Here is a 24,792-nt window from a genome sequence, read left to right as displayed (position 1 = left end):
GTTCGCCGAAAGCGTGCCCCCGGGGGGCGCCCTCACCCCAGGCGCTTCACCGCCGTGACGCCCTTGCCCGCCGCCGCCCGCGCCAGGACGTCGGCCAGGGGTTCGCGCACCGTGGCCATGTGATGGGCGTTGGCGTGCACCAGATGGGTTTCATCCGCCATGATGCCGACATGGCCGGGGAAGAACACCAGGTCGCCGCGCTGGTAGGCGTGGCCGACGCCATCGGCCGAAACCAGGGTGCCCAGGGCCGCCTGCTGCTGGTCGCTGTCGCGCGGGCACGGCAGGCCGGCGGCATCCAGCGCCAGCTGGACCAGGCCGGAGCAATCGATGCCCACGCTGGTGCGGCCGCCCCACAGATAGGGCGTGCCCAGCAGGCGCAGGGCGGTGTCCACCGGGTCGGCTTTCAGGGAACCGATCTCCGCCACATGGACCAGGGGGACCCAGCCGCCGCCAGCCACGCCGGCGAAGCCGTTCTCCACCTCCACCACGCACAGGGGCGCGCCCAGGCTGATCATGTCCAGCGGCGGGGTTTTCAGGTCCGGCTCGGGATGGAAGAAGCTGCGCAGGGCCGTCAGCTTGTGCGTCGGCTCCGCCAACTCGTCATCCAGGGCCTCCAGCTGCAGATAGCCGACATAGCCGTCGGTGGCGTTCTGGCCCCAGACCCAGCCATCCTTCTCCTCGAACACCGTGAACACCTCGCCGAACAGCAGCTGGGTGGACTGGCGGGCGGTGAAGGTGGGTTCTTCCTTCAGGCTGACGTAGCCGGCGCGCACCTGGCAGGGCACGCCATCGACATAGCGCTCGGCCGTGACCTTGCCGTAAAGGTGGGCGGAGGCGAGGTCGGAACGGTAAGGGTTCACGCGCGGGTCTAGGGCCGGCGTGGTCTTCGCTTTGCTGGACATCTCACATCATACCGGCGCTGAAACCGGCTCCGAAGCTGACGGGGGGGCGACGGGGGTCGCGGCGGCCGGCCGGGATGCCGCGGCGCGTGCCCCGTCCAATGCGCCCTGCACGGCGCCCGCGTCAATCACCATCTGCCCGAACTCATGCAGGAAGACGGAGCCCTTGACCGTGCGCTGGACCAGGACGTTGCGCCGATCCTCCGCGTCCCGCTTGCGCTTGGTGAAGCCCAGGCGACCCAGCCGGTCCAGGGCGCGGGTGATGGCGGGCTTGGACACGTTCAGCGTCGCCGCCAGGCCGCGCACCGTGTGGGGCGGTGGGGTCATGTAGACGGTCAGCAGCAAAGCCAGCTGGCGGGCCGAGAGATCCGGGCTGGCGGCCCGCACGCTGGCCACCAGCGCGCCGCGCCAGAGTTCCAGGGCTTCGAGATTACGCGACATGATGCCCCCCGCATCCGGAAACGTTTATCCGGCCCGCCCGTTGTTCCGGCCCGCCGTCATTCCGACAGCGTATCGGCCAGCCGCAACTGTCGGGAGTGTGCCGAAAGTCCCGCCCAGCGGCAAGGGCCTGCCACCCCCGAAGGGGTAGCGGAACGCTACATAATTATTTTTTATCCAAGCCGGCGCCTCCCGGTCGTTTCCCGGGAGGCGCCGGAGGATTTCAGGCCTGGGCCGGGTACCGGCGGCTCAGCATGGCGAAAGCGGCGCGCAGGCCCATGGCCTCACCCCCCTCCGGCCGGCCGGGCTTGGCGCTGGCGTTCCAGGCCATCAGGTCGATGTGGGCCCAGGGCGTGCCCTTGGTGATGAACCGCTCCAGGTACAGGGCCGCGGTGATGGCGCCGCCATAGCCGCCGCCGGGCGCGTTGTTCAGGTCGGCGATCTTGCTGTCCAGTTGCTTGGCGTAGCCCTGCCACAGCGGCATGCGCCACAGCGGGTCGCCCGTTTCCTTGGCGGCGGCCAGGATGTCGTCGGCCAGCTGGTCGTCGTTGGCGAACAGGGCCGGCAGCTCGGTGCCCAGCGCGATGCGGGCGGCGCCCGTCAGGGTGGCGAAGTCCAGGATCAAGGCGGGCTTGGTGCTGTCGGCCTCCGCCAGGGCGTCACACAGGATCAGGCGGCCCTCGGCGTCCGTGTTGCCGATCTCCACCGTCAGGCCCTTGCGGGTGGTGATGATGTCCATGGGGCGGAAGGCGTTGCCGGAGATGGCGTTCTCCACCGCCGGCACCAGCACGCGCAGGCGCACCGGCAGCTTGGCCGTCATGACCAGGCGCGCCAGGCCCAGCACATGGGCGGCACCGCCCATGTCCTTCTTCATCAGCAGCATGCCGCCCGCCGCCTTGATGTCCAGGCCGCCGCTGTCGAAGCACACGCCCTTGCCCACCAGGCAGACCAGCGGGTTGGCGGCGTCGCCCCAGGTGAGGTCGATGAAATGCGGCTTCTTGTCCGCCGCCCGGCCCACGGCATGGACGGTGGGGTAGTTGTGGGTCAGCAGGTCGTCGCCGACGATGACCGAGACCTCGGCGCCGAACTCCGCCCCCAGTTCCTTCGCGGTGGCGGCCAGGTCGGCCGGCCCCATGTCCTCCGCCGGGGTGTTGATCAGGTCGCGCACCAGGTAGACGGCGCGGGCCATGCTGTCCACGGCATGGGCGTCGGCACCAGCCGGCAGCACCAGGCGCGGCAGGTCCTTCGTCGCCTTGCGGTACCGGGTGAAGCGGTAGCTGGCCAGCGCCCAGCCGATGGCGGCGGCCGTCGCCTGCTCGGGCGTCAGGCTGTCGTCCAGAGCATAGCTGGCCAGGGCATAGCTGGCACCGCCGCCCTTGGACGTTTTAGGGCCCGCCGGCAGCGTCGTCGGCAGGCCGGCGAAACTCCACAGATCCAGCGTCTCGCCCACCCCCACCAGCACCCGGTCCAACCGGCCGTCGGCCGAGGGCAGCAGCGCGGTGGCGCCCGGCTCGGCCGTGAAGCCGACGCTGCGCACCCAGGCGGCGGTGGCGGCCGGGGCGGTTTCCAGCCAGGCGTCCAGCCCATCCTTGCGCACAGGGATCAGGGTGACGGTATCGGCGGCCTTCTGGGCCAGGAAGCAGGACAGCACGGGTGGAACCTTTCGGCTTCGGAAAGTCAGGCGCGCAGGGTTCCACATCCCAAGCCCGGTTTCAAACACCCGGTTTCAAACAGGACGGTGCCGGGTGCGACGCCCCTGGCGCGGGGCGCCGTCGCCCGCTACCCTTCCGCCCCCACCCTATGGCCCCTGCCTCCCGCCCGACGCTGAGGAAACCCCATGTCCGCCGACCTGACCCTGATCCTGGGCAGCAAGACCTATTCCTCCTGGTCGCTGCGCCCCTACCTGGCGCTGCGCCACGCCGGCCTGGCCTTCGAGGAGGTGGTGATCCCCCTGCGGCAGGCGGACAGCAAGGCGCGCATGCTGGCCCACAGCCCGGCGGGCAAGGTGCCGGCCCTGATCCACCACACGGGGCCCCACCGCGCCGCCGGCGGCGACGTCACGGTGTGGGACAGCCTGGCCATTTGCGAATACGCGGCCGAACTGGCGCCCGAAGCCCGGCTGTGGCCACGGGACCAAGCCACCCGCGCCCACGCGCGCTCCATCAGCGCCGAGATGCACGCGGGCTTCATGGACGTGCGCCGCAACCTGTTCATGGATCTGGCCCGCACCATCGACCGTCCGGAACGGCTGGCCAAGGCCGCCGGGGACATCGCCCGCATCCAGGCCATCTGGGCCGATTGCCTGGACCGGCATGGCGGCCCCTTCCTGTTCGGCGCCTTCGCCATCGCCGATGCCATGTACGCGCCCGTGGTCACCCGTTTCCAGACCTGGAAGGTGCCGCTGACCGAAGCGTCCCAGGCCTATGCCGCCGCCATCGAGGCCCTGCCCGCCATGAGGGACTGGCGCGCGGACGCGGCGCGGGAGACGGTGGTCTTGGACATGTTGCTGGATTAAGGGCTCAGCCCGACGTGGCCAGCGTCACGTCGAAGCCCTGCTCCCGGTAATAGCGCGCGGCCCCCGGGTGCAGGGGCACGGCCAGGCCGGTCAGCGCCGCTTCCTTGCGGATGCTGTCGCCCCGGGGATGGCCCGCCACCAGCAGGCGATGGGTGTTGGGGTGCCACAGCGCCTTGACGATGCCGTAGGCCAGCTCATCCGGCAGGGCGGTGGTGGCCAGCCACTGGGCGCCCACGCCCAGGGTCTTGGTCTCCGGCACGCCGACATAGGCGCCGTCCCCGCCGATGGTGGTCTCGGTGAACAGGGGCAGACCGGGGCTGAGGCGCGGCAGACGGGCGTCGATAATGGAGATGAGGCGCACCGGCAGGCGCGCCGCCACGTCGGCCACCGCCGGCAAGGGGTAGCCGCCAATGATGAAGAAGGCGTCCAGCTGGCCCGAGGCCAGGCGGTCCCCGGCCGTGCCGGGGTTCAGGTAGAAGGGCTGCACCGTCTTTTCCGACAAATCGTGCGCCTGCAGGATCAGCAGCGCGGTGGGCAGGGTGCCGGAGCCCTTCTCGCCCAGGGCCACGCGCCGGCCCTTCAGGTCGTTCACCGTCTTGATGGGACTGTCGCCCCGCACCACCAGGTGCACCGTCTCACTGTACAGGTTGGCCAGGGCCCGCAGCTCGGTGAAGGGCGGCTTGCCGGCGTAGGGGCCCTTGCCCTTGTAGGCCAGGAAGCCGATGTCGGCCTGCACCAGCCCCGTCTCATACCGGGCGGCGCGCAGGGCCTCGATATTCTCCACCGCGCCGGAGGTGGTCTGCGCCACGGCGATGACGCCGGGAATGCCGCAGCTGCCGCCCCGGTCGCAGCCCGGGCTGCCCGGCGGGTTGCTGATGGCGTTGGCCAGGATGCCGCCGATGGGAAAGTAGGTGCCGCCGGTGGTGCCGGTGCCAATGGTCAGGAAGCGGATGGATTCAGCGTGGCCGCCCCGGCCGCCGCCGCCCCACCCCAGCCCAGCCGCCGCCAGGGCGCCGACGGCACCCACCAGAATATGTCGGCGCGGCACAGGGCGACGCGAGGATGCCGCGGACGCCTCGCGGCCCTCCCCCGGTGACGGGGCCCCTTCCGGCGGCGGAAGGGGGGACCGGGTGTGCGGTGCCTCAGACACGGGAGAACATCCTTCGACGGACGGCGCGGCGGCGCCCCGCATGGGGCGCTATCCGGGTAATTATTATCGCGCTGGAGGTGCATTTCGCGCAACGTTCGAATGCCGCGGCCGCACACTTCCTTCGGCCACTGTGGCCTTAAAGCGCCACCAGCCGCAATTCGCGCCGCAGCAGCCGGGCACGATCCTGGAATATCCGCAACCGCACCTTGAAGTTCTCCGGCGTCGGTTGGTAGTGCATGACGATGGCCAGCCGGTCCAGGCTGCCGTCGGCACCCTGGAAGGGCAGGCCGATGCGGGGCACATGGTACATCACGCCCTCGTCCGTGCCCACCTGGTCCTGGCCGAAGATGGGCTGGGCATCGCGCACGATGGCCGCCTGGAACCCCAGCGCCGCCTCCAGCATGTCAGGCGGATAGAATTCATCAAAATAGCGGCCCGTGGGGTCGCTGCCGGCGGCCAACGCGGAAAGGGAGCCACAAAACACCACCCGCACCCGGCCATCGGCGCGGAAGGCGGTGGTCACCGCCAGGTGGGGCAGGAAGCTGTCCGGCACCGCCGCCAGATCCAGTGCCGCCGAGGGCGGCGGCACGGCCCCGCCCCCCAGCCCCCGCCACCACGCATAGGCATGGGCGATGGGGCCGTCGGGCAATTCATCGGCACCGATGAAACCCGCGATATCCGGCAAGGGTTGGCAGGCATTCAGTGGCATAATGGAATGACCATACCGTCCGGCCCCGCTGACCGCCAGCAGCAAGACCATCATGCCTGGTCCACCTTTACGGTTAGAGGAGACAGCCCTTGAAACTTTACGGCGCCGCCCTGTCCCCCTATTCCGCCCGCGTCGTGCTGGCCATCCGCGCCAAGGGCCTGGCAATCCCCCTGGTGGAGCCGCCCGGTGGCCAGAAATCGGCCGCCTTCCAGGCCATCAACCCGCTGGGCAAGACCCCGGTGCTGGACGCTGATGGCGCCCACATCCTGGAGTCCGCCGTCATTTGTGAATTTTTGGAGGATGCGTTCCCCAAGCCAGCGCTACTGCCGGCCGATCCGGTGGCGCGGGCGGCCCAGCGCACGGTGGCGCGCCTGCTGGACCTGTATGTCCTGCCGCCGCTGTTGTCGCTGATGGCCCAACGGGCGACGGCCCAAAGCGGCGATGCCGGCGGCGGCGCCAACCGGGTGGCAGAGCTGACGCGGGGGCTGGACGCGCTGGAGGTGGTGGTGGAAAGGGGCGCGCTGCCGGCTCCCTCTCCAGGCACGCTGAGCCTGGCCGATTGCGCGCTGGCCCCCACGCTGATCTTCCTGGCGCGCTTCCTGCCCCGCTACACGCCACAGGACATGCTGGAAAGGCGGCCGGCGCTGGCGGCCCTATGGACCGCCTACGCCGCCCACCCCTTGGTCACCCCCATCGCGCGGGAAATGGAGGACGCGCTGGAGGCGTTCCGCCAGCGGCGGGGCTAACGCCCCAACCGCCATTGCGGAGCCTTACTTCGCGTTCATTCTGACCGCGCCATCCAGGCGGATGGTCTCGCCGTTCAGCATGACGTTGCGGACGATGGTCAGGGCCAGTTCCGCGTATTCCTCCGGCTTGCCCAGGCGCTTGGGGAAGGGGATGGAGGCCGCCAGGCTGTCCTGCACCTCCTGCGTGAAGCCCGCCACCATGGGGGTCCAGAAGATGCCGGGGGCGATGGTCATGACGCGAACGCCCACGCGGGCCAGTTCACGGGCGATGGGCAGGGCCATGGCGTGCACGCCGCCCTTGGACGCGCTGTAGGCGGCCTGGCCCACCTGGCCGTCGAAGGCGGCGACGGAGGCGGTGTTGATGATCACGCCGCGCTCGCCATCCTCCAGCGGGTCCAGCGTGCTCATGTCGGCGGCGGCCAGGCGCAGGATGTTGAAGCTGCCGATCAGGTTGATCTCGATGACCTTGCGGAAGGCGTCCAGGGCCAGCGGACCCTCGCGGCCCAGCACGCGGCCGGCGGTGGCCACGCCGGCGCAGTTCACGGCGATGCGGGCGGCGCCATGGGCCTCGCGCGCGGCGGCGATGGCGGCGGTGGCGCTGTCGGCGCTGGTGACGTCGCAGCTGAGCGCCAGGCCGCCGATCTCGGCGGCAACCGCCTCGGCCGCGGCCAGGTTCACGTCCAGCAGGGCCACCTTGGCGCCCTCGGCCGCCAGCCGGCGCGCTGTGGCGGCGCCCAGACCCGAACCACCGCCGGTGATGATGGCGGCAACACCTTGAACCTGCATGCTTCTCTCCCAATGGTTAGGCGGGTGACCAGTCTTCCCCGGCTTTTACCCGCCTTTCTGGCAAGGATGGGGGCCCGCGTCCAGCGGGCATCCGGCACGCCGGCTGTGCGTGGAACCAAATGCGACACCGTGCGCAACGGGGCGCACGCATACGCACGGTTGAAAAAACCCCTTGCCATTCCGTACGGCACGGCGCAAAGGCACGGACGGGGACCAAAGCGCGATGACGGCGATGGGGGACGGTGCCATGCGGGTTTTCAATGCGCGGCGGCGCATGGTGGCGGCCTTGGCCGGCCTGGGTCTGCTGGCGGCCGGCCATGCCGGGGCGCCCCCGGCACAGGCGGCCACACCCGCCCCCTTTCCCACGGCGCAGGCGCCCGAGGTGGTGCACCTGCTGGAACAGAACTGGCCGCAATCGGTGCGCGAAGGCTTCTACACCACCAGCCAAGGCTCGCAGCTGATGCCGTACGGCTGGTTCAAGGCGCTGGAGCGGCCGGCCTCGACCGAACTGTTCTTCGCCGACCGGCTGGCCCGCTTCAACTACCTGCCCAACGACGTCTCGGCGCAGAACCCGGAAGGGCTGCCCGTCGGCTTCGCTTTGGACCGGGGCACCGGTCCCACCTACATCGGCATGACCTGCGCCGCCTGCCACACCCGGCAGATCACCTACAGGGGCACGGCCTTGCGCGTGGACGGCGGCCCGGCCGACGCCGATTTCCAGGGCTTCCTGGTGGAGCTGTCGGCCGCCCTGGCCGATACGGTGTCTGACCCGGCCAAGTTCAACCGTTTCGCCGCCCGGGTTGGCGGGGACAAGGCCGCGCTGAAGGCCACCCTGGCCGCCTTCTCCACCGCCTGGGGAACGTTCTTCAGCGCCGCCCTGGACGGACAGGCCTGGGGCCCGGCGCGGCTGGACGCCTTCAGCATGATCTTCAACCGCCTGACCGGCCTGGATTTCCGCGTGCCCGCCAACGTGCTGCCGGCCCATGCCCCGGTCAGCTACCCCTTCCTGTGGAACGCCCACCAGCAAGATGCGGTGCAGTGGAACCTGTCCGCCCCCAACGGCAACTACATCAAGGCGCTGGCCCGCAACACGGGTGAGGTGCTGGGCGTGTTCGGCGCGCTGAACGTCTGCGTCGCCGGGAAGGATATCGCGGGCAAGGCCTGCCCGGGCGACCGGCGGCGCTTCGCCTCCAGGCTGTTCCCCCACATCCCCTTCTACGACAGCTCGGTCAGCGTGCCGGGCCTGATGAAGCTGGAATGGGCCATCACCCAGCTGGCGCCGCCCGCCTGGCCGTCCACCGTCTTCGGCGCAATCGACGCCGGCAAGGCGGAACAGGGGCGCCAACTGTTCAACGAGGTCTGCGCCGACTGCCACCACATGACCCGGGCGGCCCTGAGCCAGGACGTCTGGCCGGTCATGGACCAGCGCCCCACCGATACCGACCCGACCACGTACCGCAACGCCCTGCGCTGGGCGAAGACCGGGCCGCTGCAAGGCACCCGCGCCCTGCTGTTCGGCGACGGCGGATCGGTCAGCGTGGGCGACATGCCGGCGGAGGCCCAGGCCGTCAGCGTCCTGACCAACGGCGTCATCGGCAGCGTGGTCAACGGCCTGCTGAACCAGAAGGGCGGCACGCTGAACCATGACGACTACGCCAACCTGGGCCTGACGCCGCTGAGCCTGATCAAGCTGGCCATCGACCAGAAGACCGGCTCGGTCAACGATGTCGAGCAGGCCATGGGCCCGGCCTTCAAGGCCGTGCCGCCCGCCGGCCCGCCGGCGCACAAGACGTCCTGCGTCACCGGCGACGGTGCCGCCGGCGACCAGACACCGCCGGTCTATGAGGCACGACCCCTGTTCGGCATCTGGGCCACCGCCCCCTACCTGCACAACGGGTCCATCCCCACCCTGTGGGGGGTGCTGAAATCCGCCGCCCGGCCGAACGCCTTCGCCGTGGGCGCCCGGGAGTTCGATCCCGTCCAGGTGGGCTACGTCAGCGCCCTGGGCACGTCCGGCACCGCGCAAACTTGGGTCTACGACACCACCCTGCCCGGCAACTGCAACCGCGGCCACGACGATTATCGCCGTGCCGACGGCACCCAGCTGACGGACGATCAGTTGTGGGCCGTCCTGGAATTCCTGAAGATGCTGACCACCAAGGACCAGCTGTGGCGCAGCGTGTACTGAGGTAAGGGGGCGCCACCGAGCCCTATGCCGGGCGGCTTACCCCTGAGGGAAAGCCCCTCATCCGGCCCCTTTCCGTCCCCCGTCGCCGCCTTAGTTCATCCGCCGAGGCCGGCTGAACCAGAGGCGGGAGGGGCGGTGCCTGACAGTTTTTCCAGCCACGCGCCCTTCGCGGCGGCGCCCGGCCAGGCCATGCCCGGCTGGGTGGAGGCCACCGTTCCCGAGGGGCGCCTGCTGATCGGCCCCACCCTGGCCGTGCCCGCCGGCATGCGGCGCTATGCCATCACCGTGCCCTTCCGCCCCTGGCAGGACGGCCGCGTCGTCCAGGCCCTGAACAGCCTGGATGACATTGGGCGCCAGCGGTTGCGCCTGGTGGTGGACGGCGTGGACCATCGCTGCAGCACCGGGCAGTTGATGGCCCGCGTCATGGCCGATTTCACCAACGGCAGCCTCACCGCCTATCTCATCCCCCACGCCACGCCGCCCATATCCCCGCCCACCACGCCCCCGCCCCACCCCACGCTGCAGGGGGAGCAGGACGGCGACCCACCGGGCCAGCCGGCGCAATGGTCGATGATCCAGCGCGTGGTCGGCATGCTGCGCCGCAGCATCCCCTACCTGCCGCGCGACATGCAGCAGGCGGCGAAAAGCCTGTTCACGCTGGAGACGCTGTACTGGCTGGCGGGCTTCCTGGCCGCCTGGGCGGTGGGCCACGCCGCCGGTTATGGCGAGGCCATCGACGTCATCCTGTTGGGCGTGGGCTATGCCATGGTGGGCTGGTCGGTGTTCGGCGGCCTGAACGACCTGGGCCACGGCGTGGCCATGGCCACCACCGCCAAGACCGAGCACGACCTGGACGAGGCGGCGAAACGCACCGCCGCCGGCCTGACCGTGCTGACCATCAACGCCCTGATCGTCCTGATCGCCAAGGTGAAGCCGGCCTCCGGCGGCAAGCGCCCGCCCGTGGTGGAGGAAGAACCGCCGCCACCGCCACCGCCGCCAGACCCGCCGGTGAGGCCGGTTGAGCCGCCACCACCTCCACCGCCTCCCTTGAAGGCGGCCACCTCGGAAACGGAGGGGGTTGATTTGGCTTTAAAATACAAGCCAGGATGGACTGATGCTCAAAAAGCTGAAGCCGACGCCAAGGTTCAGCTCCTTAACGACGCGGACACCGTTGTTACGCGAAACTACACACGCAGCGGAACTTCCGCCTCCAGCCGATATCGCAGCGCCGGAAATGATATTCCGGCCAATAGCGATATTGACCACATGGTTGACCTTCAACTTGGCGGCGAAGATACACTAAGAAACATGTGGCCTTTGGATTCTAGCGTAAATCGCAGCCTCGGGTCCCAGATTCACCACCAGATAAAGAATCTTCCCGATGGTACTAAAATCGACAATGTCACAATTGGAGACTAATAGTGTTTGATAAGTTCAAAAAACACTTCCAGCGTGACAATCAGGCCATCGCCGGAGATGTCGCAGGCGTGACGACGTCCGATCCGATGATGCAAGAGTTCTTCAAAGAGATTGGCGGATTATCCTTTAAGTCCGGCCTTTATCGCACCCTGCATCCAACCCATGTGGGGGACTGGAATGCCCGTGTGCTAGCCGCCTTTCCCGCATTCAAAGGCCGCATTCTCTGTTTTGCGTATGATTGGCTCGGGCGGGCTTTCGCGCTCGACGCCGCACGCCTTGAGGACAAGAAGCCCGGGGTGATCCTGTTCGAGCCGGGCACCGGGGAGGCCATGGAAATTCCCGCCAATTTAACCTCCTTTCACGAGGCCGAACTCATCGACTACGGCGACGCTGCATTGGCCGAGAGCTTCTACAGGCAATGGCGGGCATCTGGCGGATCACCGCCAGCCTATGATCAGTGCGTGGGATATCGCAAACCGCTGTTCCTTGGTGGAGCCGATACTGTAGATAATCTGGAAACCTCCGATCTCGACGTCTACTGGCACCTTGCCGCGCAGTTGATCCGAAAGACCCGCGCCCTTCCGTCCGGAACGCCGGTACACCTCAACCTCACCTAAGGGGGAAGGGCACACGGTTTTGCGCCAGCTCTCCAACACGGCCAAGACCACGGCCTCCGCTTTCGGCGTCGAGAAGCCGCCGGTCCTGCGCGTGTGGGGCGACGGCTTCAGATCAAGGAAAATTGCGGATCGAACCACCGCCTGGCTGCTGGCGGTTCCGGTCTCAAAGAAAGAGATCGAGTACGCGGCAGCAAACGGCCCCGCTAAGCTGGAAAAGCTGTTCGCCGAACGCGATACCGACATCTATAACTTGAACCGGCTGTCCGTCGACTAGAGGAACACGCGAGTCTTGAATGGCGGCGGATGACGATCAATTCCAAGTTTGGCTAATGGACATGGAGGACGCTATCGGGCGTTTCCTTCAGTCCATACCAACCGAAACCGCCGCCCGACTGGATTACTCCCCTGAATCACTCGACGTGATCGAAAGGCATGCCCTGGGCACGTACGCCACGATCGACGACATCAAGAAGCGGAGCGAAGCCAAAACCATCGACGGCATGGCACGCTATGTCGGCCAGGTGTTCCGCAAGCACTTCGGCGGAAGCTGGATCATCGACGTCTCCGATAGGAAGAACACATTTCACGGCCTCCCCCAGCTGTCGGGCATGAAGGGGCAGCGGACGGCATCCTGCCCGCTGACCTTGGTGACGGCATCAACTGATCGGCGGACCGGGAGGTTCATTCGAACGGTGTTCGAGAACTACCGCCAGAGAATCGCGCAGGCCCCGGAATGAACGACGCGGCATCGGCGCTGGTCATCGACCTCGCGCGGGAATTCATCGCCTTCCTGAACAGCCACAGCCCCGGCTGGATCAAAGGCTATTACCGGTTTCGGGCGGAGGAGGGCCGGCATGGTGCCAACGCCTCCTATACCACCGCTTCGGATGTCCTGCTCATCGGCGCGGTGAGGGCCAGCGCACTTTACGCCACGATGAACGAAATGGCGGCTGCATTGCTCCGCGCCCTGGAGAGGGAAACGGGTGTCTTCCTACTGACGGTGGACGCCGGCGCTCAATACGACATCCAGTTCGACTGGGATGATCTGGATCGGTGGCGGATCACCAAGCTGGACGGCGGCACGGGCCTGCCAGTGGGGGCGTGACGCCCCCGCCCCTTAGCTCGGATCCTCGATGAACGCGATCAAGGGGGCCCAGTCCTGGCGCAGGTCGGCCAGGCGCTTGGCCTTCTGGTCGAACAGGCTGAGGCCGGCGGCGGCCGCGTCGGGGTAGGCCTGGCTGTCGCGCAGGCGGGTCACCACGCGGTGGCCCACCGTGCCCAGGAAAGTGTCCAGCCGGTCGGCGGCGCGGGTGCGGGCGCGCACGCGGTTGCCCACCACCGCCACGGCCTTGCGGCTTTTACGGATGGGCTTCAGCTCGTCCAGCTTCTTCAGAAAGCGTTCCGTCGCCTGCTCGTCGAACGCGCCGGGCAGCAGGGGCAGCACGATCACGTCGGCCTCGGCCACCAGCTGCTCCACCTCCTTGGGCTTCAGGGCGGCGGGCGCGTCGATGACCAGCACCTCCGCCCCCTTGGGCACGCTGTCGATCTCCTTGGTCCAGTCCAATGCTGCGATGACTGGGGCGGTCACCGGCCGGCGGGCCAGCCAGCCCAGGGACGATTTCTGCCGGTCAACGTCGGCCAGGACGGTCTGACGGCCGGTGGCGGCGAAGGCGGCGGCCAGGTGGGTGGCGACCGTGGTCTTGCCGACGCCGCCCTTGATGTTGGCCACGAGAATGGAAAGCATGGGGTGCCAGTTCCTTGAGATACAGCGATAAGGAGGGTCAGGAGGGCGGGTGCGGCCAGTGGTCCACCGGCGTCCAGAAGGGGTCGGCGTCCAGGAAGTCGTCCACCGCGCGGCAGAGCGCCTCCTCCCCCACGGCCATGTGGGCGGCGTGCCAGCCCAGCACCAGGCCGGCGCCCATGTCCCAGCCGGCCATATCCCCACCGGTGGGGCTCACGTCCTTAGCGGCGGCCAGGTCGGCCCGCAGCTCGCGGATCAGCGCGTCCATGGTGGCGACGTCGTTCAGATGGCCCAGCCCGTCCTGCAGGCCGGACAGCCGCTCCAGATACTTGCGCACGGCCTTCTGCGGGTACAGCTCGCGGAAGAAGTCCACGGCGTAGCGCAGCTTCTTCATGGCGATGCGCAGGCCATGGCGGGCGGGCGCGTCCAGCCGGGCGAAATGACGGCTGCGCTTCGCGGCACGGTGGCGCTGGCGGGTCAGCACGGCGTCGGCGAAGGGCAGCAGCGGCTGGCCCAGCCAGGCCAGGCGGTCGGCCGGGGCATCGTCGCGCCAGCAGCGCCCATCCACCCAGCGGCCCAGGGTCAACAGCAGCTCGGTATAGCCCGGGCCCGACACGGCGGCCCGCGCCGCGGTATGGCCCCGGCCCCGCGCACCCTGCGCCGCCACGGCCAGCGCCCGCAGGCTTTCCTGCTCCGGCATCGCCGTGGTCACCGGCGCCAACAGTTCATCCAGGAACACGTCCCAGGAACGGGCGGGACCCACGGCGTCGGCCAGGCCCTTCAGCGCCACCTTCAGGGTGGCGGCCTGGGCCTCGGGCAGGATGGCCTTGAACAGGGTGAGGGCGGAGCGCAGGCGCCGCACCGCCACCCGCATCTGGTGCACACCCGACGGGTCGCCGGCCAGCACCGCGCCCTCGTTCGCCGCCATGTGGTGCAGGCAGGCGCGGGCGACCCCGGCCAGCGCCGCCTCGACCGTGTCGTCGGGATGGAAGTTCAGGGGGCCGGCCTTCACCGCCTTGGGCGCCGCCGCCTCCCCCTGTGCCAGGGCGTAGCCGCGCTCCGCCTTCGTGCGCAGTTCCAGGCGCAGGGGCACGGCCCGGTGCAGGGCCAGCGCCAAATCATAGAGCACGCGGCGGTCCTGGCCGGCGGCCAATTCCAGCTCCAGCTCCGCGATCGGCTCTTCCCGGCCATCGGCCGCGCGGGTGACGCCCTGGTCCACCGCCACGTCCACCGCCAGGCCGGCGGCCAGGGGCAGGGTGCGGGTCCAGCGCTTGACCTCGTTGCTGAAGACGGGGCCCAGGCGGCGCAAGTCCACACCGTCCAGCAGGGCCTGGGCGGCGGCGTCGGTGAAGGCCTGGGGCACCAGATGCCCGTCAGGCGCCGGGATTTCCCATTCCGACCGGGCCAGGGCCATGCCCCCGCCGGCTGATGGGCCCTTCAGCGTCTGCACCACCTTTCCCGCGCCCTGGGGCCCCGAATGGCGCAGGCGCAGGCTGATGCCCCGGGCGGCGAGATCGCCCCCCGGCGTGTCGAAATAGGTGTTGCGCAGCGTCTTGGTGACGGCGCGCGGGCCGGCCAGAACCGGCGCCGTCTTCAGCCGGCCGAGATGCCGGGGATCGACCGCCAGCTTCAGCTCGATCTCCTGCGGGGCGGCCGCGGGCACGGAAACGGGCGCACCCTCCGCCGGATGGGCGGGGGGAACGGGTGACGTCGACGGGGATTCGGGCATCTAGGCGGGGTCCGGCATTGCCAGGGGCGGCGGCCGCTGGGGCGCGCCCTTGTCCCCCAACGCTATAGGACGCCCCGCACGGCGACAATATGGTGAATGGTTAAACTTTGAGCGCTCACAGGTGGCCGTGGCGCACGATGGCCAGGTTGATGGCCAGGTGCACCACCACCGTCAGCACGAACCACAGCGTGCGCGCCGCCGGATATGTGGCCCGCACCGCCCACAGCTGGCCGAAGGACAGCGCCACGTGCAGCAGGCTGGGAACCGAGCGTGCCACCAGCACCGTGCCCAGGGCCAGCAGCGGCGGGAAGCCCAGGCTGAGACAGTGGACATTGCCGGCGGCGCACAGCGGCAGCATGCCACGCGCCAGCGCCCAGACGGCGACGCCCAGCTCCCACGCCGCCCAGGCGTAGCCGGCGCTGACCGCCGCCCGGGTGTCGCGGTTGCTGAGCGACAGCAGCAGGTAGCGCCCCGCCTCCTCCACGCAGGCCCCCAGGATCAGCAGCAGGGTCACGGGGCCGACATGGCCGCCGGACAGGCCCAGGACGCCCATGTCACGGGCGGCCCAATCCTCCATGGCCGTCACGCCGGGCAGGACCAGCAGGCCGGCGGCCAGCACCCGGCCCTCCAGCACGCCGCGCCGCGCCAGCACCAGGGTCACCAGGGCCAGGACGATCAGGAACAGGATGTAATAGATCACGCGGCGCTTCCCCATGCCGTTTCAGTACGTGGCATTTGATCGGTCATGATCAAATGCCCCCTCAGTCGCCGGGCGCCAGCATCCGCTGGCTTGGCTTCCTCAATTTCCAGTCCGCTGACGCTCCCCGGAAATTTCCGGCGGCCGCAGTCGCGGCCTACAGCGGCATGAGTTGTAATCTCGTGCCGCTGACACTTGAGCCCTGATGAGGTAACGCGGGCTCCGTCTTTCGGCCAGAGGGGTGTAACGGGCGGCCTGTGCGGTTGCAACAGGGTCCCGCCTATGCTTCCTTGGCCCCGTCTCACGCCATTCCACCTTGATACGGGCCGGGAACCGACGCCATGACTTTCAAGACCCTAGACGATATCGCCCCCGCCAGCCGCACCGTGCTGGTCCGCGCCGACCTCAACGTCCCCGTGCAGGATGGCCAGGTCACGGACGCCACCCGCCTGGTCCGTCTGGTCCCCACCTTGAAGGAACTGGCGTCCAAGGGCGCCAAGGTCGTCGTCCTGTCGCACTTCGGCCGGCCCAAGAACGGCCCGGACGAGAAGAATTCCCTGCGCCAGGTGGTGCCGACCCTGTCGGATGCCCTGGGCGCCCCGGTGGCCTTCGCCGGCGACTGCATCGGCAAGCCGGCGCAGGACGCCATCCGCGCCCTGGAAAAGGGCCAGGTGCTGGTGCTGGAAAACCTGCGCTTCCACGCCGGTGAGGAGAAGAACGATCCCGCCTTCGCCGCCGAGCTGGCCAAGCTGGGCGACATCTACGTCAACGACGCCTTCTCCGCCGCCCACCGCGCCCATGCCTCGACCGAGGCCCTGGCCCGCCTGCTGCCGGCGGCCGCCGGCCGCCTGATGCAGGCCGAGCTGGTGGCCCTGTCCAAGGCCCTGGGCCAGCCGCAGCGGCCGGTGGCCGCCGTGGTCGGCGGCGCCAAGATCAGCACCAAGCTGGACCTGCTGCTGAACCTGGTGGGCAAGGTCGACATCCTGGCGCTGGGCGGCGGCATGGCCAACACCTTCCTCTACGCCCAGGGCGTGGACGTCGGCGCCTCGCTGGCGGAGAAGGACATGGCCGACCAGGCCCGCGCCATCCTGGCCAAGGCCGAGGCCGGCGGCTGCCAGATCCTGCTGCCCAAGGACGGCGCGGTGGCCAGGCAGTTCAAGGCCCACGCCCCCTCGCGCATCGCCGCCCCCGGCGACATCGCCGCCGATGAGATGATCCTGGACGCCGGCCCCGCCACGGTCACCTATTACGGCGAGAAGCTGGCCACCGCCAAGACGGTGGTGTGGAACGGCCCCATGGGCGCCTTCGAGATCGAGCCCTTCGACGCCGCCACCAACGCCGTGGCCAAGATCGTGGCCGACCTGACCAAGGCCGGCACCGTCCTGTCCGTGGCCGGCGGCGGCGACACCGTCGCGGCCCTGGAGCATGCCGGCGTGGCCGACGCGTTCAGCTACATCTCCACCGCCGGCGGCGCCTTCCTGGAATGGCTGGAAGGCAAGGAACTGCCCGGCGTGAAGGCGCTGGAAGCGGCGGCTTAAGGCTTCAGAAGAAACGCAACCCATGGCATGAGGTCCTCCTCATGCCATGGGTTCAATAGCGACAGCAGGGCGACCAAGAAATTTTCTAATTCCTGCGGCGCAATAAAGAGAAAGTGCCCCACAATCAAAACCTATGGGTGTATTTTGATGGCGCCGCACCGCAAATTGGAATACACGTATTAGGATATCCAGCATCACTGGAGGTCCTAAATGCGGGTGCAATTCATGATTGGGCTTGCGGCAGCGGGTGCCTTGGCCTTAGTGAGCGGTTGCGGGACGACCAGCCTCTTTTCTAATCTTTCAAATGGCGGTCCGGTTATTGACGATAGCGTCTGGCTCTTTCAATCCAACACAACTGGGACGAAAAGCTCTCAGATGGTTGAAGACTCTGGTTATCTGCCTGCCGCATGCGCCACAAGCATTCAATCATCAGCCGATAATCCAGCCATCCAAGCGTGCGCCTGGGCATTAAAACAGCTAATTGATGTAAGGTTCCAACACTACGCCGACAGCTTGATGACGGCCTTTAATGATGGAAACACATTAGTCGACGTTGCCAATATTGGTTTGGGCTCCGCTGGTGCGTTGACTGGAGGAACGACATCCCAAATATTAAGCGCAATCATGGCGGGACTCACCGGTACTCAGGCAAAAGTCAACAGCGACATCTTATACTCAAAATCAATCCACCTTATAATAGCCCAGATGATCAAGGACAGAGCAAATCAAGAAGCAGTATTTCTTGCAAGAGTCGATAAATATACCAACATGTGGCAGGCGGCGAATGATTTGCTAATCTACACACAAGCAGGAACATGGACGCACGCAGTAGTACAAATGCTAAATGATAGCGCAGCGCAGACTGTTGACTGCCAACAGCAGACACAAAATGCGAGAATCGCATCGGCGGATGGCGGCAGTTCAGCTGTCATAAAAGCGCTGGCCGGTCAAGGCACCGGAGAGACGAGCGGAAATTCACAGACGGCGGGCGATGGGTTAGAAAGATCGACCAAATGCAAACTTTCCGGCAGCGCCATCATACAAGCCGCAGCTAAATCTAAATAATAGCCCTCTATTTTTTGAACACTCATAAGACAATAAATCACCCATAGCGGTGAAGCCGGCCCCCGTGCGCTTTCAACCACGCGCGGGGCTTGTCCACGTCGCCGGCCAGCACTGCGCACAGGGCCCAGAAGTTGGGACCGTGGTTCATCTCCTTCAGGTGCGCCACCTCGTGCGCCACGACGTACGCGACGATCTGCGGCGGGGCCAAGATCAGGCGCCAGGAATAGCTGATGCGGCCGGTGGCGGAGCAGCTGCCCCAGCGGCTGCGGGTGTCGCGCACGGAAACGCCGCTGGCGCGCAGGCCGGCGCGGGCCGCCGTTTCCGCCGTCAGGGCCGACAGGTGGCGCCGCGCCTCCGCCTTCAGGAAATCGGTGACGCGGCGGTTCAGGAATTCCGCCTCCCCGCCCACGCGCAGCTCCAGGCCGGCCAGCCCCTCGACCAGGCGGGCGCCGCCCCGGCGGCCGGGGTCGTGGTGAATGATGGCGGACCGGCCCAGCAGGGGCACGGCCATGCCATCGACAAAGGGTTGGCGCGGCGGCAGGGCGGCCAGGCGGGCGTTCACCCAATCTAGGTGGCGGCCGACGAAGCCCGCGACCTCGGCGTCGCCCACGCGGGGCGGCACGGTCACGCGCACGGTGTCGGTGGCGCCATCGACCTTCAACGACAGGCGGCGGGCGCGCGGGCTGCGCCGCACCTCAACCGGCTGGTCGATGCCGGCGACGCGCAATTGCGATACGGTGGTCGGCGCCACCCGCGCCTTCGTCCTGGTTCTCGGCGCGGGCTTTTTCGGGGCCGTCAGCCCCATGCCGCGCAACAGGCCCATCAACCCCATTGGTCCCGGCCCCTCGACATCCTTCGGCGGCCACACCAAGGACCCGCCCTCACCTCTATATACGGGGTCCCGGCACGGCGCGCACCCCCATATGCGTCGCCGCTGGCGTGAATGGGGTTGGGCGGATGACCGCCGCGACGCGACTGGGGGGATTGAAGGGGTCGTCGGCGCGCCCGGGGCCGGCCCCATAAAAGCGAACCCCCGTGCCGGTCAGGGCAACGGGGGTTCTGTTGGCTTCAGCGAAGCTCAGATAGTCCATCGAGCGATACACCGGTCAGAAACCGGCATTAGCTACCGCTATATGTGTGGAGCTGTCACACAGCTCATACAGTACGCGTCGGTGGAGTCATGATTTGACACACCCTCCTGGTTACGGGCAACACATCGAATACTGCGTGCATTCGACGATTTACCTGATCTGGTGGGCTAATCTGGTTTCTGATGCCTCCTGAGTGCTTCGGTAAGACAGATGGTGCGCCTGTTACAGTTCGGCGTCAACCCCATTACGCAGCACTTTTCGCTCCCCTTCTGGATAGCTTTTCCGGGTCCCACCGTTGACAGGTCGGTGCCCGCGACGCACCGTCGGCGTACCGCGCACGGGCGGCCGACCGCCGCGATAACAAGACCTTGAGGGAGGGGCCCGCCATGCCCGCCGACCTGATCCTGGCCATCGACCAGGGTACCACCTCCACCCGCGCCATCCTGTTCGACGCCGCCGGCCGGCCCCTGGCCACGGCCCAGCGCGAGCTGCCGCAGCATTGCCCCGCCGACGGCCAGGTGGAGCATGATCCGGAGGACATCTGGCGCGACACGGTGGCGGTCTGCCGGGGGGCGGTGGACAAGGCCGGGGTGGAGGCCACCCGCGTGGCCGCCATAGGCATCACCAACCAGCGCGAAACCACACTGGTGTGGGACCGCCGGACGGGGGAAGCCCTGCACCCCGCCATCGTCTGGCAGGACCGCCGCACCGCCGGCCTTTGCCAGGCCCTGCGGCGGGAGGGGGCGGAGGCCATGGTGAGGCAGCGTACCGGCCTGCTGCTGGACCCCTATTTCTCCGCCACCAAGCTGGCCTGGATCCTGGATACCGTCCCCGGCGCCCGGGCGCGGGCCGAGGCGGGGGATCTCGCCTTCGGCACCATCGACTGCTTCCTGCTGTGGCGCCTGACCGGCGGCCAGGTGCACGCGACCGACGCCACCAACGCCGCCCGCACCCTGCTGTTCAACCTGCAGACCCTGGACTGGGATCCGGAGCTGTTGCGCCTGTTCGGCATCCCGGCGGCGGTCCTGCCCCGGGTGCTGGACAACGCCGGGTCCTTCGGCGTCGCCAGCGCCGACCTGCTGGGCCGGCCCGTGCCCGTGCTGGGCATGGCGGGCGACCAGCAGGCCGCCGCCATCGGCCAGGCCTGCGTGGGCCCCGGCATGATCAAGAGCACCTACGGCACCGGCTGTTTCGCCCTGATGAACATCGGCGACACGCCGCGCCCGTCCAACCACCGCCTGTTGACCACCCTGGCCTACCGCCTGGACGGCCGCGCCAGCTACGCGTTGGAGGGGTCGATCTTCGTGGCCGGGGCGGCGGTGCAATGGCTGCGCGACGGGCTGCGCCTGATCCCCGACGCGGCATCCAGCCAGGGCCATGCCCGGGCGCTGGCCGACACCGGCGGCGTCTACCTGGTGCCGGCCTTCACCGGCCTGGGCGCGCCCTATTGGGACCCCGACGCGCGCGGCGCCATCCTTGGCCTGACGCGCGACAGCGGCATCAGCCATATCGTGCGCGCGGCCCTGGAGTCCGTCTGCTATCAGACCCGCGACCTGATGGACGCCATGGCGGCCGACAGCGGCTGCGCCCTGACAGCCCTGCGCGTGGACGGCGGCATGGTCGCCAACGACTGGCTGATGCAGTTCCTGGCCGACCAGCTGGACCTGACGGTGGAGCGGCCGGCGGTGACGGAGACGACGGCCCTGGGCGCCGCCTTCCTGGCCGGCCTGGCGGCGGGCCTGTTCCCCAGCCTGGACGCGATATCCACCCTGTGGCGGGAGGAACGGCGCTTCGAGCCCGCCGCCGACCCGGCGGCGCGGGAGCGCTTGTATGACGGCTGGAAACGGGCGGTGGGCCGGGTGCGCAGCGCCTGACCCAGACTGCGGCATTTTGTCGCGAACTATCGCTTTACGTACAAATTTACGGCGGCATCCTTACACCATCATTGCAAACGATGGCGCCGAAACCCATGCGGGGGAGCGGCCAGGGTGGGGACCCCGGCCATCATCAGCGAGGTGGGGGCAATTTTGGTTTGCTTGTTGGGGCGCGTGGCGGCCATCGCGGGAATCGCTTTAGCCGGGGTGCTGTGTTCTTGCTTACCGGGGGTCACCGGCACCGCCCGGGCCGCGGAGGCCCAATGCACCTTGAGCCGGTGGATCGTCCCCATCGTCATGGAGGGGAACCAGCCCCTCATCCCGGGTGAGATCAACGGGACGCCCGTCAAGTTCCTGATCGATACCGGCGCCAACGACAGCTTCATCCTGCAAGGCGCCGCCAAGCGCCTGGATCTGCCCAAGGGCAGGCTGCGCGGCTACGCCTACGGCGTGGACGGCAAAAGCGAGATCAACGACACCATCATCAAGACGCTGACCCTGAATGGCGGCAGCGCCAGCGATGTGCCCATGACCATCGCTGGCCAGGGAAATAACCTGGGCCACCCCGACGTGGTCGGCGTGTTGGGGGAGCGTTTCTTCAGTCATTATGATGTCGAGTTGGACTTCGCCCACAGCCGCATCGTGCTGTACACGCCCCATAACTGCGCCGACGCCAATCTCAAGACCTGGGAGGGCGACTACTCGGTGGTCGCCATCCGCCGTATGACCTCTTTCCTGCCGCAGGTCATCCTGGATCTGCAGATCAATGGCGCCCCGATCCAGGCCCTGCTGGACACCGGCGCCTACTATTCGGTGCTCACCATGGATGCCGCCAAACGGTTGGGGGTGACGCCGGACTCCCCCGAAGCCAGGCCGGTGGGCGCCGCCAACGGCGTCAACGGCAAGCAGGTCTCCACCTGGATCGGCGCCTTCGACAGCTTCAGTCTGGGCGACGAGACCATCCGGCATCCCAAGATGCGCTTCGGCAATCTGCGTGGCGGCTATGAGTCCTTCAACGCGCGCGACGCGATGACGGAGGCCGGCATGCAGATGCTGCTGGGCGCGGACTTCTTGCGCAGCCACCACGTGCTGATCGCCCACAGCCAGCACCGGCTGTACTTCAGCTATGTGGGCGGCCCCGTGTTCCAGACGGACGCGCCGCCGCCTGCCGCGACGGCGCCCGTCGCCCCAGCGGCCGAGCATCAAAACGAGTAGCGTACTGGCCTACACCGGGCGCGGGCGCACATAGTCAACGGCAACGCGAATAGGAACCCTGGAAACCGGGGTGGGGGAACGGGTGACATCATGGATATCCGGGCGATGACGACGAAAATGCGCGCGGGCGCGTCGATACTGGCTTTGTCGGCGTTGGCCATCTTGTCACTGGCCGCCACAGCCCAGGCGGCCTCCTCCTGCAAGCTGGCCCAGGTCGCGGCCATTCCCCTGGAAATGGACGGCAATACACTGCTGGCCCGCGTCGCCATCAACGGCAAGCCTGTCCACATGCTGATCGACACCGGGGCCTGGATGTCGGTGCTGAATCGGTCGTCGCTGGCCCCCTTGGGTCTGAAGGCGGTGGACGCGCAAGGCGAGATGATCGGCGTCGATGGGACCAGCCGGCTGCTGCAGACCACGATGGACAGCCTGGAACTGGGCACTTGGCGTGGCCGCGACGTCCGCGTCTATGTCGGCGGCTATGGGTCCCTGGGGAGCGATACCGTCGGCGCCCTGGGCATGGACCTGCTGGAACGCTACGACATGGAGTTCGACCTCGCCCACAACCTGCTGAACCTGTTCAAGCCGGAGAAGTGCGACAAGGACATCCTGGCCTATTGGTCGAACAGCTACAACGTCACCGCCATGGACGACGTGCGCGGCAACCGCGCCCGTATCCGCGTTCCCGTGCTGGTCAACGGCCAGACCGTGCATGCCGAGTTGGACAGCGGCGCCAGCATCACCGTGCTGGATGAGGGCGTGGCCCGGCGCGTGGGCGTCGATGTCGTCGCCGGTGATGGCGCGAAAGCGGGAAACATACAGGGCGCCAACGGCTATACCGTCGAAACCCATATCGGCACCTTCGACAGCTTCAGCATCGGCGATGAAACCATCCGCCACGCCAAGCTGCGCGTGACCGACCTCTACAACCGTGTCGGCACGACCTATGTCGGCAGCCGCCTCAGCACCTCCTACGGCGACACCGACATGTACCTGGGCGCGGATTTCCTGCGCAGCCATCGCGTCTATATCGCGTCCAGCCAGCGCAAGGTCTACTTCACCTACCAGGGCGGGCCGGTGTTCCAGGTGGTGGGCCCGGCTTTGAGCCCGGCGTCCCGCGGCACCCAGGCGGACGAGGAGACGGAGCCGTCCGCCGGCCCCACCAAGAAGGCCCAAGGTCAATAGCGACGGCGACCCATTTCCCGTCGGGAGCGCTTGATCCCCACACTGTTTGCGTGCACTCCTGTTGGTGCATAAATGCGAATACCGTTGGCTGACAGGGTGGGAAACGGATGCGCGTCATATCCAGGGCCGTACTTGCAGGGGCCGCGCTAGCAGGGTTCACCCTCGCGGCCCTGTCCATGATCGGTGGAGCGAGGACCGCCCGGGCCGCCGACACCTGCCAGATGATCAAGTCGGACAGCCTGCCGGTGACCATGGATGGCAACCAGCCACTGGTGAAGGTGGAGATCAACGGCCACCCCGTCTATTTCCTGGTCGACACCGGCGCCGCCCTCAGCATGATCCTGCGCAGCAAGGCGGAGGAATTGGACCTACCGGGCTTCAGCGGCCGCAACGGCACGCTGAGCGGCGTGGGTGGGCGCAGCGACATCCAGACCACGCTCATCAAGACCTTCACCCTGGGCAAGCAGACGGTCACCGACATGGCCCTGAACCTGGCGGGGGAGCGCAGCCTGGGCCGCGACGACGTCGTGGGCCTGCTGGGCGAGGATGTGTTCCGCAAGTTCGACGTGGAACTGGACCTGGCACACGACATCATCAACCTGTACCAGCCGCGCGGCTGCGAGAACGCCTTCCTGGGCTTCTGGTCGGACGCGGCGATGACCGCCGACATCCACACGGTGAACCCGCAGAACCCCCATATCGTCATGGACGTGACCTTGGGCGGCCAAGCGCTACTGGCCATGCTGGATAGCGGTGCCACCCATTCGGTCCTGTCGTCGCAGGCGGCCGCCCGCATCGGCGTGACGCCCGAGACGCCGGGCGTGGTCATGGCCAACGCCGCCCGAGGCGTGGGCGCCAAAACAGTGCAGGAATGGGTGGGGGTCTTCGACGGTTTCACCCTGGGGGATGAGACCATCAAGCACGCCAAACTGCGCTTCGGTGATCTGTTCGGCAGCGGGACCTTTACAGATAGCGGATCGCGTGTCGCCCGCACCACCCAGGCCAACACGGACATGCTTCTGGGCGCCGACTTTCTGCGCGCCCACCATGTCCTGATCGCCCACAGCCAGAACAGGCTGTACTTCACCTACAACGGCGGCCCGGTGTTCCAGGTTACCGGCCCGGCCCTGAAGCGCGCCGGGGCCGACACCGCTGAGTGATCCGGCCCCAGTTCCCAAAAGAAAAACCGC

The 24,792-nt window shown here is 67.9% G+C and carries 23 protein-coding genes and 1 pseudogene; 14 read left to right on the top strand and 10 right to left on the bottom strand.

Translation table 11 applies throughout. The features are described from left to right. Positions 1-32: 32 nt before the first annotated feature. The 3 genes from FBZ89_RS07365 to FBZ89_RS07355 all read right to left on the bottom strand — a co-directional run bounded on the left by FBZ89_RS07365 (position 33) and on the right by FBZ89_RS07355 (position 2,988). Positions 33-902 (bottom strand): C40 family peptidase, encoded by an 870-nt coding sequence (locus FBZ89_RS07365; RefSeq protein ID WP_145749338.1) that lies wholly within the window; start codon positions 900-902, stop codon positions 33-35. A gap of 6 nt (positions 903-908) precedes the next feature. Then, on the bottom strand, positions 909-1,340 hold the full coding sequence (locus FBZ89_RS07360) for a MarR family transcriptional regulator (RefSeq protein ID WP_145749337.1): 432 nt from the start codon (positions 1,338-1,340) through the stop codon (positions 909-911). Positions 1,341-1,560: 220 nt separating this feature from the next. Further along, positions 1,561-2,988: a leucyl aminopeptidase family protein gene (locus FBZ89_RS07355; protein WP_145749336.1), complete on the bottom strand. Its 1,428-nt coding sequence runs from the start codon at positions 2,986-2,988 to the stop codon at positions 1,561-1,563. 186 nt (positions 2,989-3,174) lie between these two features. On the opposite strand from FBZ89_RS07355, the gene FBZ89_RS07350 reads away from it, so the two are divergent. Beyond that, positions 3,175-3,852, top strand: a complete 678-nt coding sequence (locus FBZ89_RS07350; RefSeq protein ID WP_145749335.1) for a glutathione S-transferase family protein — start codon at positions 3,175-3,177, stop codon at positions 3,850-3,852. A 4-nt stretch (positions 3,853-3,856) separates the two neighbouring features. Here the strand turns inward: FBZ89_RS07350 and FBZ89_RS07345 are convergent, their stop codons facing one another. Together FBZ89_RS07345 and FBZ89_RS30755 are read right to left on the bottom strand one after the other, a co-directional pair. Further along, positions 3,857-4,900, bottom strand: coding sequence for a TAXI family TRAP transporter solute-binding subunit (locus tag FBZ89_RS07345; protein WP_246172079.1), 1,044 nt, complete (start codon positions 4,898-4,900; stop codon positions 3,857-3,859). A gap of 238 nt (positions 4,901-5,138) precedes the next feature. Next, the gene (locus FBZ89_RS30755) at positions 5,139-5,765 is read right to left on the bottom strand and encodes a PAS domain-containing protein (RefSeq protein WP_186457241.1); all 627 of its coding nucleotides are present in this window, start codon (positions 5,763-5,765) and stop codon (positions 5,139-5,141) included. A gap of 35 nt (positions 5,766-5,800) precedes the next feature. Here FBZ89_RS30755 and FBZ89_RS07335 point away from each other — a divergent pair, with 35 nt between their 5' ends. After that, the gene (locus FBZ89_RS07335) at positions 5,801-6,457 is read left to right on the top strand and encodes a glutathione S-transferase family protein (protein ID WP_145749333.1); all 657 of its coding nucleotides are present in this window, start codon (positions 5,801-5,803) and stop codon (positions 6,455-6,457) included. Positions 6,458-6,481: 24 nt separating this feature from the next. Here the strand turns inward: FBZ89_RS07335 and FBZ89_RS07330 are convergent, their stop codons facing one another. Next, entirely contained in the window at positions 6,482-7,243 is a 762-nt protein-coding gene (locus FBZ89_RS07330) for an SDR family NAD(P)-dependent oxidoreductase (protein WP_145749332.1), read from the bottom strand. A gap of 247 nt (positions 7,244-7,490) precedes the next feature. On the opposite strand from FBZ89_RS07330, the gene FBZ89_RS07325 reads away from it, so the two are divergent. The 6 genes and pseudogenes from FBZ89_RS07325 (at position 7,491) to FBZ89_RS07300 (ending at position 12,572) form a co-directional block, all read left to right on the top strand. Next, positions 7,491-9,431, top strand: coding sequence for a di-heme-cytochrome C peroxidase (locus FBZ89_RS07325; protein ID WP_145749331.1), 1,941 nt, complete (start codon positions 7,491-7,493; stop codon positions 9,429-9,431). 135 nt (positions 9,432-9,566) lie between these two features. Then, complete coding sequence (locus FBZ89_RS07320) at positions 9,567-10,850, top strand: hypothetical protein (RefSeq protein WP_145749330.1); 1,284 nt, start codon at positions 9,567-9,569, stop codon at positions 10,848-10,850. A 2-nt stretch (positions 10,851-10,852) separates the two neighbouring features. Beyond that, positions 10,853-11,467, top strand: a complete 615-nt coding sequence (locus FBZ89_RS07315) for a T6SS immunity protein Tdi1 domain-containing protein (protein WP_211115133.1) — start codon at positions 10,853-10,855, stop codon at positions 11,465-11,467. A 13-nt stretch (positions 11,468-11,480) separates the two neighbouring features. Further along, positions 11,481-11,741, top strand: a pseudogene (locus tag FBZ89_RS07310) (suppressor of fused domain protein); the annotation flags it as partial. 19 nt (positions 11,742-11,760) lie between these two features. Beyond that, positions 11,761-12,204 (top strand): hypothetical protein, encoded by a 444-nt coding sequence (locus tag FBZ89_RS07305; RefSeq protein WP_145749328.1) that lies wholly within the window; start codon positions 11,761-11,763, stop codon positions 12,202-12,204. Then, on the top strand, positions 12,201-12,572 hold the full coding sequence (locus FBZ89_RS07300) for a hypothetical protein (RefSeq protein WP_145749327.1): 372 nt from the start codon (positions 12,201-12,203) through the stop codon (positions 12,570-12,572). The genes FBZ89_RS07305 and FBZ89_RS07300 overlap by 4 nt, the downstream gene beginning before the upstream one ends. Positions 12,573-12,584: 12 nt before the next feature. On the opposite strand, the gene FBZ89_RS07295 is transcribed toward FBZ89_RS07300, so the two are convergent. The 3 genes from FBZ89_RS07295 to FBZ89_RS07285 all read right to left on the bottom strand — a co-directional run bounded on the left by FBZ89_RS07295 (position 12,585) and on the right by FBZ89_RS07285 (position 15,637). Next, positions 12,585-13,211 (bottom strand): ParA family protein, encoded by a 627-nt coding sequence (locus tag FBZ89_RS07295; protein WP_145749326.1) that lies wholly within the window; start codon positions 13,209-13,211, stop codon positions 12,585-12,587. A gap of 37 nt (positions 13,212-13,248) precedes the next feature. Beyond that, positions 13,249-14,937 (bottom strand): CYTH and CHAD domain-containing protein, encoded by a 1,689-nt coding sequence (locus FBZ89_RS07290; RefSeq protein WP_145749325.1) that lies wholly within the window; start codon positions 14,935-14,937, stop codon positions 13,249-13,251. A gap of 115 nt (positions 14,938-15,052) precedes the next feature. After that, the gene (locus tag FBZ89_RS07285) at positions 15,053-15,637 is read right to left on the bottom strand and encodes a hypothetical protein (protein WP_186457240.1); all 585 of its coding nucleotides are present in this window, start codon (positions 15,635-15,637) and stop codon (positions 15,053-15,055) included. Between the two features lie 338 nt (positions 15,638-15,975). Here FBZ89_RS07285 and FBZ89_RS07280 point away from each other — a divergent pair, with 338 nt between their 5' ends. Both FBZ89_RS07280 and FBZ89_RS07275 read left to right on the top strand, forming a co-directional pair. Further along, complete coding sequence (locus FBZ89_RS07280) at positions 15,976-17,172, top strand: phosphoglycerate kinase (RefSeq protein ID WP_145749323.1); 1,197 nt, start codon at positions 15,976-15,978, stop codon at positions 17,170-17,172. A 210-nt stretch (positions 17,173-17,382) separates the two neighbouring features. Beyond that, a complete protein-coding gene (locus FBZ89_RS07275; RefSeq protein ID WP_145749322.1) occupies positions 17,383-18,237 on the top strand; it encodes a hypothetical protein in 855 nt (284 codons plus the stop codon). 37 nt (positions 18,238-18,274) lie between these two features. Here FBZ89_RS07275 and FBZ89_RS07270 read toward each other — a convergent pair whose 3' ends face one another. Beyond that, positions 18,275-18,988, bottom strand: coding sequence for a M48 family metallopeptidase (locus FBZ89_RS07270; RefSeq protein ID WP_246172078.1), 714 nt, complete (start codon positions 18,986-18,988; stop codon positions 18,275-18,277). 726 nt (positions 18,989-19,714) lie between these two features. Between FBZ89_RS07270 and glpK the strand changes: the two genes are divergently transcribed. The 4 genes from glpK to FBZ89_RS07250 all read left to right on the top strand — a co-directional run bounded on the left by glpK (position 19,715) and on the right by FBZ89_RS07250 (position 24,762). Then, entirely contained in the window at positions 19,715-21,202 is a 1,488-nt protein-coding gene (gene glpK / locus FBZ89_RS07265) for a glycerol kinase GlpK (RefSeq protein ID WP_145749321.1), read from the top strand. Between the two features lie 270 nt (positions 21,203-21,472). Next, positions 21,473-22,417: a retropepsin-like aspartic protease gene (locus FBZ89_RS07260; protein WP_145749320.1), complete on the top strand. Its 945-nt coding sequence runs from the start codon at positions 21,473-21,475 to the stop codon at positions 22,415-22,417. 105 nt (positions 22,418-22,522) lie between these two features. After that, complete coding sequence (locus FBZ89_RS07255) at positions 22,523-23,602, top strand: retropepsin-like aspartic protease family protein (RefSeq protein ID WP_186457239.1); 1,080 nt, start codon at positions 22,523-22,525, stop codon at positions 23,600-23,602. A 176-nt stretch (positions 23,603-23,778) separates the two neighbouring features. Further along, entirely contained in the window at positions 23,779-24,762 is a 984-nt protein-coding gene (locus tag FBZ89_RS07250) for a retropepsin-like aspartic protease (protein ID WP_186457238.1), read from the top strand. Positions 24,763-24,792 lie beyond the last annotated feature (30 nt).

It is taken from the genome of Nitrospirillum amazonense (genome assembly GCF_007828045.1).
Classification (GTDB): Bacteria; Pseudomonadota; Alphaproteobacteria; order Azospirillales; family Azospirillaceae; genus Nitrospirillum; species Nitrospirillum amazonense_C.
This window is presented reverse-complemented; position numbering and strand designations above follow the sequence as displayed.